This window comes from Flectobacillus sp. BAB-3569 (assembly GCF_002270355.1).
GTDB lineage: Bacteria > Bacteroidota > Bacteroidia > Cytophagales > Spirosomataceae > Flectobacillus > Flectobacillus roseus.
This window is the reverse complement of record NZ_NJFZ01000092.1, coordinates 1-355: the sequence shown is the minus strand read 5'-3', so window position 1 is coordinate 355 and position 355 is coordinate 1. Positions and strand designations below refer to the sequence as shown.

Genomic DNA, 355 nt, shown 5'->3' with positions numbered 1-355 from the left:
CATAGGAGGATGTAGGTTGGATGATTGGGTTTATGGGTGAATAATCACTCTTCTTTTGATAATCAATGCTTCAAATAAAAAAAACTGCACAAGTCTTTAAGCTCTTGTGCAGTTTTGATAATTGTTAGCTGAGCTTTTGTAGGCTTCTTTGAAATGCTCAAATTCGGTTTGTAAATTTTCATTTCTGACTCAAAATATTGGAAATCACAAACTTTAGCTTTGACTTCAATATGCCTTGTTATTTCATGCAAGAATAATTCTAAAAATCCAACGTAAGATATAGGCACCAATGGTAGGAGCACTACCATCTAGTTTAATCACTTTGATATTACGAGCTCTTTTCCCAATGCTTTGA

The 355-nt window shown here is 33.5% G+C and carries 1 protein-coding gene; it reads right to left on the bottom strand.

Going from position 1 to position 355, the window contains the following annotated elements; genetic code table 11:
- Positions 1-243: 243 nt before the first annotated feature.
- Complete coding sequence (locus BWI92_RS28990; RefSeq protein WP_409024770.1) at positions 244-348, bottom strand: hypothetical protein; 105 nt, start codon at positions 346-348, stop codon at positions 244-246.
- Positions 349-355: the final 7 nt, after the last annotated feature.